The organism is Sphingopyxis sp. (assembly GCF_025869345.1).
Taxonomy (GTDB): domain Bacteria; phylum Pseudomonadota; class Alphaproteobacteria; order Sphingomonadales; family Sphingomonadaceae; genus Sphingopyxis.
This window is the reverse complement of sequence record NZ_JAOZVW010000087.1, coordinates 1-7,874: the sequence shown is the minus strand read 5'-3', so window position 1 is coordinate 7,874 and position 7,874 is coordinate 1. Positions and strand designations below refer to the sequence as shown.

Annotated in this window: 8 protein-coding genes; 5 read left to right on the top strand and 3 right to left on the bottom strand. The window is 64.7% G+C overall.

The window, feature by feature from the left end; genetic code table 11:
* Positions 1-229 precede the first annotated feature (229 nt).
* Positions 230-1,912, top strand: a complete 1,683-nt coding sequence (locus tag OJI97_RS09575) for an amidohydrolase (protein WP_297662974.1) — start codon at positions 230-232, stop codon at positions 1,910-1,912.
* 72 nt (positions 1,913-1,984) lie between these two features.
* Positions 1,985-2,740, top strand: coding sequence for a hypothetical protein (locus tag OJI97_RS09570; protein ID WP_297662972.1), 756 nt, complete (start codon positions 1,985-1,987; stop codon positions 2,738-2,740).
* 15 nt (positions 2,741-2,755) lie between these two features.
* Here the strand turns inward: OJI97_RS09570 and OJI97_RS09565 are convergent, their stop codons facing one another.
* The gene (locus OJI97_RS09565) at positions 2,756-3,247 is read right to left on the bottom strand and encodes a hypothetical protein (RefSeq protein WP_297662970.1); all 492 of its coding nucleotides are present in this window, start codon (positions 3,245-3,247) and stop codon (positions 2,756-2,758) included.
* 311 nt (positions 3,248-3,558) lie between these two features.
* On the opposite strand from OJI97_RS09565, the gene OJI97_RS09560 reads away from it, so the two are divergent.
* Together OJI97_RS09560 and OJI97_RS09555 are read left to right on the top strand one after the other, a co-directional pair.
* Positions 3,559-4,305, top strand: a complete 747-nt coding sequence (locus OJI97_RS09560) for a hypothetical protein (RefSeq protein WP_297662969.1) — start codon at positions 3,559-3,561, stop codon at positions 4,303-4,305.
* A 70-nt stretch (positions 4,306-4,375) separates the two neighbouring features.
* On the top strand, positions 4,376-5,287 hold the full coding sequence (locus OJI97_RS09555) for a hypothetical protein (protein WP_297662967.1): 912 nt from the start codon (positions 4,376-4,378) through the stop codon (positions 5,285-5,287).
* A 14-nt stretch (positions 5,288-5,301) separates the two neighbouring features.
* On the opposite strand, the gene gatB is transcribed toward OJI97_RS09555, so the two are convergent.
* Complete coding sequence (gene gatB / locus OJI97_RS09550) at positions 5,302-6,798, bottom strand: Asp-tRNA(Asn)/Glu-tRNA(Gln) amidotransferase subunit GatB (RefSeq protein ID WP_297662965.1); 1,497 nt, start codon at positions 6,796-6,798, stop codon at positions 5,302-5,304.
* Between the two features lie 256 nt (positions 6,799-7,054).
* Between gatB and OJI97_RS09545 the strand changes: the two genes are divergently transcribed.
* Entirely contained in the window at positions 7,055-7,276 is a 222-nt protein-coding gene (locus tag OJI97_RS09545; RefSeq protein ID WP_297662976.1) for a DUF1294 domain-containing protein, read from the top strand.
* Here the strand turns inward: OJI97_RS09545 and OJI97_RS09540 are convergent.
* Entirely contained in the window at positions 7,273-7,779 is a 507-nt protein-coding gene (locus OJI97_RS09540; RefSeq protein WP_250912748.1) for a GNAT family N-acetyltransferase, read from the bottom strand. The two genes, OJI97_RS09545 and OJI97_RS09540, sit on opposite strands and share 4 nt — an antisense overlap.
* Positions 7,780-7,874: the final 95 nt, after the last annotated feature.

Genomic DNA, 7,874 nt, shown 5'->3' with positions numbered 1-7,874 from the left:
CCCGGCCGCGGCCCGAGCGAAGGGCCGCCACCGCCGTTTTGAGCCTTCTTTCGCCCCCCTTGCCCGTCACCCCGGACTTGATCCGGGGTCCCGCTTTTGGGCGGTGACAAGCGGGACCCCGGATCAAGTCCGGGGTGACGAAGAGGGTATGGGAGCCGCAAAAGAGTTGCAAAGAGAGACTTGACCTCCTCCCCCCTTCCCCGCCACGGTTCCGGCGAGGGAGAGAGATATGAAACCCATCGCCACGCTCGCGGCGCTGCTGCTGATCGCCACGCCCGCCGCCGCCGAGGACGCGACGCTCTATCGCGGCGGGACGATCATCACGATGGACGGCGATTCGCCGCATATGGTCGAGGCGGTCGTCGCGAAGGACGGCCGGATCGCCTTCGCGGGCGACGAAAAGGCCGCGCGCACCGCCGCGGGCAAGGATGCGGCGATCCACGACCTGAAGGGCGCGACGATGCTCCCCGGCTTCGTCGACGCCCATTCGCACTTCGCCATCGCGATGCAGATGGCGGACGGGCTCGACCTCTGGGACAAGACGCTGCCGCCCGTCACCGACATCCCTTCGCTGCAAACCGTCATCCGCGATTATATCGCGCGGCATGCGATCCCCAAGGACGGCTGGGTGATCGTCTGGCAATATGATCATGAGAAACTCGCCGAAAGGCGCCACATCACCCGCGCCGAGCTCGACGCGGTGGCGGCGGACCGCAAGATCGTCGTGCTCCACCAATCGCTCCACGCGCTCGTCGCGAACAGCGCCGCGCTCGCCGCCGCGAAGCTCACCGACGCCAGCCAGACGCCGCCGGGCGGGATGATGCTGCGCGATGCCGATGGGCATCTGAACGGCGTCCTGCTCGAAAAATCGACCTTCCTGATGCTCGCCGCGATGCCGCAGCTTACCGCCGAACAAAAGCTCGCGCGGCTCGACGCGGCACAGCAACGCTATTTCGCGGAGGGCTATACCCATGCGCAGGACGGCGCGACGATGCCCGGCGACCTCGCCTTCTTCACCGGCCCCGCGGCGCACCAGCACCTCAAGATCGACCTTGCGCTGCTACCGCTCTACACCGGGCTCGACGCGCTGCTCGCGCGGCCCGATATCCGCTTCGGCCAATATGACGGCCATGTGAAATTGCAGGGGATCAAGGTCATCCTCGACGGGTCGGTGCAGGCGCGCACCGGCTATTTCACCCGCGATTATGCGCGCGGCGCCCCCGACGGCAGCCATCCGTGGCACGGTGCCCCGGCGATGGATCAGGCGGCGTTCGACGCGCTCGCCAAAAAGGTCACCGATCGCGGCTGGCAGATCTTCGTCCACGCCAACGGCGACGCGGCGATCGACATGGCGATCAAGGGCTTCGACGCCGCCGGGATCAAGGCCGCCGACGACCGCCGCCCGATCGTCATCCACTCGCAATTCCAGCGCCGCGACCAGCTTGCCGACTACAAGCGCATCGGGGTCGGTCCCTCCTATTTCTCGAACCACGCCTGGTTTTGGGCCGACGTCCACCGCACCAACTTCCCCAAGGAGGTCGTCGATTTCATCAGCCCGCTCAAGTCGGCGCGCGCGGCGGGGCTGATCCCGTCGAACCACAGCGACTATAGCGTCACCCCGCTCGACACGCGCTTCATGCTCTGGACCTCGATGGCGCGCGTCTCGCCGACCGGAGTGATCAGCGGCCCCGACGAGCGGCTGGGCGCTTACGAAGGCCTCCAGGCGCTCACCACCGGCCCGGCGTGGCAGGCGTTCGAGGAGAATCGCAAAGGCCGGATCAAGGCCGGGCTGCTCGCCGACTTCGTCATCCTCGACAAAAATCCGCTGACCACGCCGGTCGACGCGATCCGCGACATCAAGGTGCTGGAAACGGTGAAGGAAGGACAGACGGTCTGGAAACGCGCCGACTGACCGCCCCCGCGAAATTTCAAGGAAATGGTCGCCATTCGGTGGTAGCTTTCTTGATCGCAACAGGAGTCTTCGATGCGCTATCCTCTCTCCCTTCTCGCCCTCGCCTCCGCCGCCTTGCCGCAGATGGCGGTCGCCCAGTCGGCATCGGATGTCGCCGATCTTGCCGGGGCGCGAGCGGCGGGCGGCGAGACCCAGCTTCTCGCGCGCGGTTATGAAGCGCGCCGCTCGACCGTGGTCGGCGAGCAGCGCTATACCTTCTGGTTCAACGCCCGCACCGGCCGCTGCCTGTCGGTGTCGACCGCCGATGGCCGCTATGGCGCGCTGATTTCGGTGCCGCCCGAAAATTGCGACGCCGGCGACAGCCGGGCCGAACCCGATCACGACGCCCGGCGCACCGATGCACCGCGCGACCCCGGGTCGCTGATTCTGGTCTGCTATGGCGCCGGCACCCGCGCAACGGTTCAGAACAATCCGAGTTACAAATGGAACCCGCACAACCATAAATGGGAATGGAGCAACACGCTTTCCAACGGCACGCAGGGGTTCAACAGCGACGTCCAGATCGAGCTATACGGCGACCATGGACGCATCCAGCTCGGTCCGAAGCTCGTTCCGCCGATCCATTCGGGCGACGATCACGGCTGGTGGGATCTCGACAACCTGGTCGTGACGCCCGACAAGATCAGCGCGGCCTATCGCCTCAACGGGCTCAACAAGCCGAAACTGGCGATCGACCGCCGCTCGGGCCGGATCACGATCGAGGGCATGACGCCCTTCTCGGGCCAGTGTGACGCCGGTGATTGGGGCGCGGGCCAGCGACGCTTCTGACTCGCGCCGCGCCGCCTATTCGGTGCAGAAGCGCACGAACCGCGCGATCGCGTCCCTGCCCTTTGCCGTCGCCGCCATGTCGGTCGTTTCGCCCGACGCGGTCAGGCGCAGCCAGCCGTTGGCGGCGAAGGCGCGGATGAGCGGCGAACCGCCCGCAATCTCTTCGGACGAGAAATAGGGCATTTCCTCGACATCGGTGGTGCCCTTGAGCGACAGCCGCGCGTCGCCCGACGTCAGTTCGATCGCGCTCAGTTCGGGATCGCCCCCGGTGATGCTCGCAAAGATGCGGTTTCCGCCTTCCTCGCAAGCGAACGCCAGCGGCTGGTCGTCGGTATCGGCGACTTCATAGGCCAGAACCGCGCTCTGCGCGCGCTCCTCGTCATCGACGCGCATCGTCCAGTCGTAACCGTCGTTCACCGCGGGCGCCTCTCCGCCCGCTGCGGCACCGGCTCCGCCCATGGTCGCAAGAACCAGCAGCACGCCGGCCGAAAACCTATTTCGCATCATCTCTTCGGCACCTCGTTCCGATTGCAATTCCAGTGTGTTAGCGATCACCGGCGGCGGACGTCAATGCTTTTGGGGCGGCGGCATATTTCCGGAATGGCGCGAAAAGCCCTTGCAAAGATTCCGGCGCAAATTAGCAACGGGACCGTCCGGCCATTCGGTCCGGTCACGGGGGTTGCTACATCAAACCGGACCTGCGGCTTGCCGCGCGGTCGAATGCCGCTCATTCGATCCCGCGCCTGCAAGGAAGCGCGGCGATTCCGTTCGAATGTCGCCCCTGTTTGGGAACAGGGGGGTCGACAATGACGAATATTATGCGAACCGGGGCCGTTATCGCGACGATCGCCGCAGCCTGCGTTCCGATCATGGCGGCGGCCGCGCAGCCGGCATCCGATGCCCCGGCCGAAACGACCGCGGTCGCGGCGGAGGAAGCAGCCGCTCCCGCCCCCGTCGCGCCGGTCGACGCCGCGGCACCACCGGTCGAAGCGGCGCCGGTCCCGGACTGCGAACTTCATGTCTTCCCGACCATCGAGGGGCAGGCGATGACCACCGGCTGGCTGTCCGGCTTCGGCATCGTGGGCGCGGTCGCCGATGCCGCGTCGAACAAGAACCGCAATATCAGCGAAGCCGAATATCTGAAGGAAGCCCTGGGGCCGCAAATGCAGATCGACGCGCTGCAATCGATCGACCTCCTCGCGGCGCTCAAATTGCCGCCGTCGCAGATCATCTATGAAACGCCGATCGCCGACCGCAAGATCAGCACCAAGGCGACGACCCGGCTCAGCCCGTCGGCGGCCGCCTGTTACGTCGAACTGATCATCACCCAGAATTTCTATACCAAGCGGGCGATCTACGGCCGCTCGCTCAACAACCGCTTCATCGTCAAGGATTTCCGTGCCGGAAAGAAGGAGACGGCGATGGTCAAGGGCCGCGGCGGCAACGGCCTTTCGATCTTCCCGCCCAAGACCGGCGAGGAAGAGGCCGCCGCCAACCAGGAATTGCGCGAGGTCTTCGTGAAGAATTTCCTCGAATTCGCCAAGGGTTACGCGCCCGCCAAATGATTGGGGATGGGGGGTGGCCGCCGCTTCCGGCGGCGGTGTCCCGCGTCCCGTTCGTCACAGGAAGCCTGCCTTGCGCCTGCTGATCGGCCTCTGCCTTGCCGCTGTCGTCGCGCCCGCCGCCATGGCGGCGCCCGAGCCTGCCAAGCCTTCGGCCATCGTCGCCGAACGCGACCGCGCCGCCGACGACCGCGCGGTCCAGACCGTCCTCGCCCAAAAATGGATCGAGACGAGCGTCGACGTCGGGCGCGTGGCCAGCTCGGCGGGCGGCGGCGGCCTGATCGGCGCGATCATCATCGAGTCGATGGACGACAAGGGCAGACGGATGCGCGACACCGCCGTCCAAAAAGCCGAAGCGACCGTCGCGCCGCTACGCCAGGTGCTGGGCGATTTCGACGCCGATGCGCTGGTGCTCGCAACGACCCGCGCGGCGCTCGGGCAAATCGGCTGGTTCCGCGCCCGCGACATCGCGCTGAGCAAGGACGCCTCCCCCGATGGCCGCCGCGCCTTCGCCGCTTCCGCCGATACGCTGCAAATCGCGTTCGTCGTCTACAGCTACGGCCTGTCGCCCGACTTCACGCAAATCCGCGCCGTGGCCGAAATTTCCCTGGCCCATCAGGCAAAAGACAAAGCACGCGGCGCCGCGCCCGCGCCCTATTATCGGCAGACGATCATCAGCGTCGTGCAGCTGGATCGGCGATCCTATGCGCCGGAAGACAATGTCGCCGCCTGGGCCGCAGATGACGGGCGCCGGGCAAGGGCCGCGCTGGACAAGGCTTTCGGCAGCCTCGAACGAACGATCCCCTATGCGCTGAACCTGACCGAGGCCGAATTACAGCGCCTGACCGGCAAGGATCGCGAAAAGGCCTTCGGCGCCGGCTTCTATGGCCCGCTGATCGCGCGCGATCCGGACGGCGGAATGCTCCTCTGGTCGAAGGGGCTCGTCCATGTGCAGACCTTGCCCCCGGCGAACGAAGAGGGCTGACGAAGCCCCGCCGGTTAGCCGAGCGCCTTCTTCAGCAGCTCGTTGACGACCTGCGGGTTGGCCTTGCCCTGCATCGCCTTCATCGTCTGGCCGACGAAGAAACCGAACAGCGCTTCCTTGCCGCCTTTATACTGCTCGACCTTGTCGGCATTGGCGGTCAGGATCTTGGCAATTTCGGCCTCGATCGCGCCGGTGTCGCTCGTCTGCTTGAGGCCGTCGCGTTCGACGATGACGCTCGCGGCGTCGCCGCTTTCGAGCATCTTCTCGAACACCTGCTTGGCGATCGTCCCCGAGATGGTGCCATCGGCGACGAGGCCGAGCAATTCGCCCGCCTGCGCCGGGGTGACCGGGCAATCCTCGAAGCTCTTGCCGAGGCGGTTGAGCGCGCCGAACAATTCGCTCGTCACCCAGTTCGCCGCCGCGGCCGGTTTCGCGCCCGTCTCCAGCAGCGTGTCGAACCACAGCGCGCTCTCGACCTCGGCGGTCAGCACGTCGGCGTTATATGGCGAAATCCCCGCCGCCAGATAGCGCGCGCGCTTGGCGTCGGGCAGTTCGGGCAAGGACTCGCGGCACTCCGCCAGAAACGCGTCGTCGAGGATCAGCGGCAGCAGGTCGGGATCGGGGAAATAGCGATAATCATGCGCATCTTCCTTCGACCGCATCGACCGCGTCTCGTTGCGGTCGGGGTCGTAGAGGCGCGTTTCCTGCACCACCGTGCCGCCGCTTTCGATCAGCTCGACCTGGCGCTTCGCCTCGCCCTCGATCACCGCCATCACGAAGCGCACCGAATTGACATTCTTCGTCTCGGTGCGCGTGCCGAACTCATCGCCGGGCTTGCGCACGCTGACGTTGACGTCGGCGCGCATCGAGCCCTCTTCCATATTGCCGTCGCACGAGCCGACATAGCGCAGGATCGAGCGCAGCTTGCGCACATAGGCCCCCGCCTCGGCGGGCGAGCGCATGTCGGGGCGCGAGACGATCTCCATCAGCGCGACGCCCGATCGGTTGAGGTCGACATAGGACATCGTCGGATGCTGGTCGTGCATCAGCTTGCCGGCGTCCTGCTCGAGGTGCAGACGCTCGATGCCAATCTCGATATCCTCAAACTGGCCCTGACGGTCGGGGCCGAGCGAGATGATAATCTTGCCCTCGCCGACGATCGGATCCTTGAACTGGGAAATCTGGTAGCCCTGCGGCAGGTCCGGATAGAAATAGTTCTTGCGGTCGAAGATCGAACGCTTGTTGATCTGCGCCTTCAGGCCCAGTCCGGTGCGGACCGCCTGCTTGACACATTCCTCGTTGATGACCGGCAGCATGCCGGGCATGGCCGCATCCACCAGCGATACGTTGGCATTCGGCGCATTCCCGAAGGTGGTCGAGGCGCCGGAGAAGAGCTTCGAATTGCTCGTCACCTGCGCGTGAACCTCCATACCGATGATCACTTCCCAATCGCCGGTGGCGCCGGGAATGAAACGTTTCGGGTCAGGCGTGCGCGTGTCAACTAGGGTCATCAGATGCTCGTGTCATGCGTGGAGTTTTCAAGCCCGTGAGGTAGAACAAATGTCGCGGTGGCGCAAGGCTTGTCCAGCCTTGCGGGGCAAGACATCAAGCCCGCAAGAGGCTCATCAATCGTTAATCCGCTTCATGCAGCATGGGTGGATGGCTCCCGGGACCCTTACGCTTCTCGCCATCGCTGCGCTCTACAATGTCGTGGTGTTCTGTGTCTATTGGCTGGACAAGGACGCGGCCCGCAATGGCGAATAGCGCATACGGGAAACCACATTGCTCTCCCTCGCCCTGTTCGGCGGCGGTGTGGGCGCATTACTTGCCCAGAGGCTTCTCCGCCACAAAACGCGCAAACAGCCGTTTCCCGTCGCCTTGCCGACATTCTCCGTCGTGCAGATTACGGCCGCGTCAGCCGTCCTCATCGCTCCCGAAAGGGCCGCAGCCGCATTGGATGCGGTGCTCCGCTCCTTCGCAGGAAACTAGAATTCCGCATAACCAGTGCCGGCCGGCTCCACGAGCTGCTTGGACATGCCAACGGTCTGGACGTCGCGGTCGAGCTTCGGGTTATAGGCAATGGTCAGCCAGTGGACCGAATAGCCATGTTTCTCGAAAAAACCGACAGCGTCCCGATTGAGAGCGTGTGTTTCCAGCGACGCCTTCTCGAAGCCCTGTTTGCGGATCTCGTCCTCCACCTCTTCCAGCAGAACCGAACCCAGCCCCTGCCCCTGATGTTGAGGATCGATCCAGAAGTCGGTGATGTTCTCATCAAGCTGTTCGCGGGCTGCCCATCCGACTACGGCACCGCCGCTTTCCACGACGGAAATCGTGATCCAGCGGCTACGGGTGAAGTTCTGGAAGGCCTGACGGGCATTTTCCAGCATCGGGCTCGTCTCGCCGACCGGAATCATCGCCTGTTCCCAGGAACGAATACCGATATCTGCAAGCAGATCGGCCTCTTCCTGTCGTGCGGTGCGAATATTTGCCATGCCCTCTCCCGTGTTTCGCGGAGTAGAACACCCGCAACAAGGTTTGGCCAGAGGTTGTATTACATCAAACGAGAAAAACAGCATTTCTGTTTATT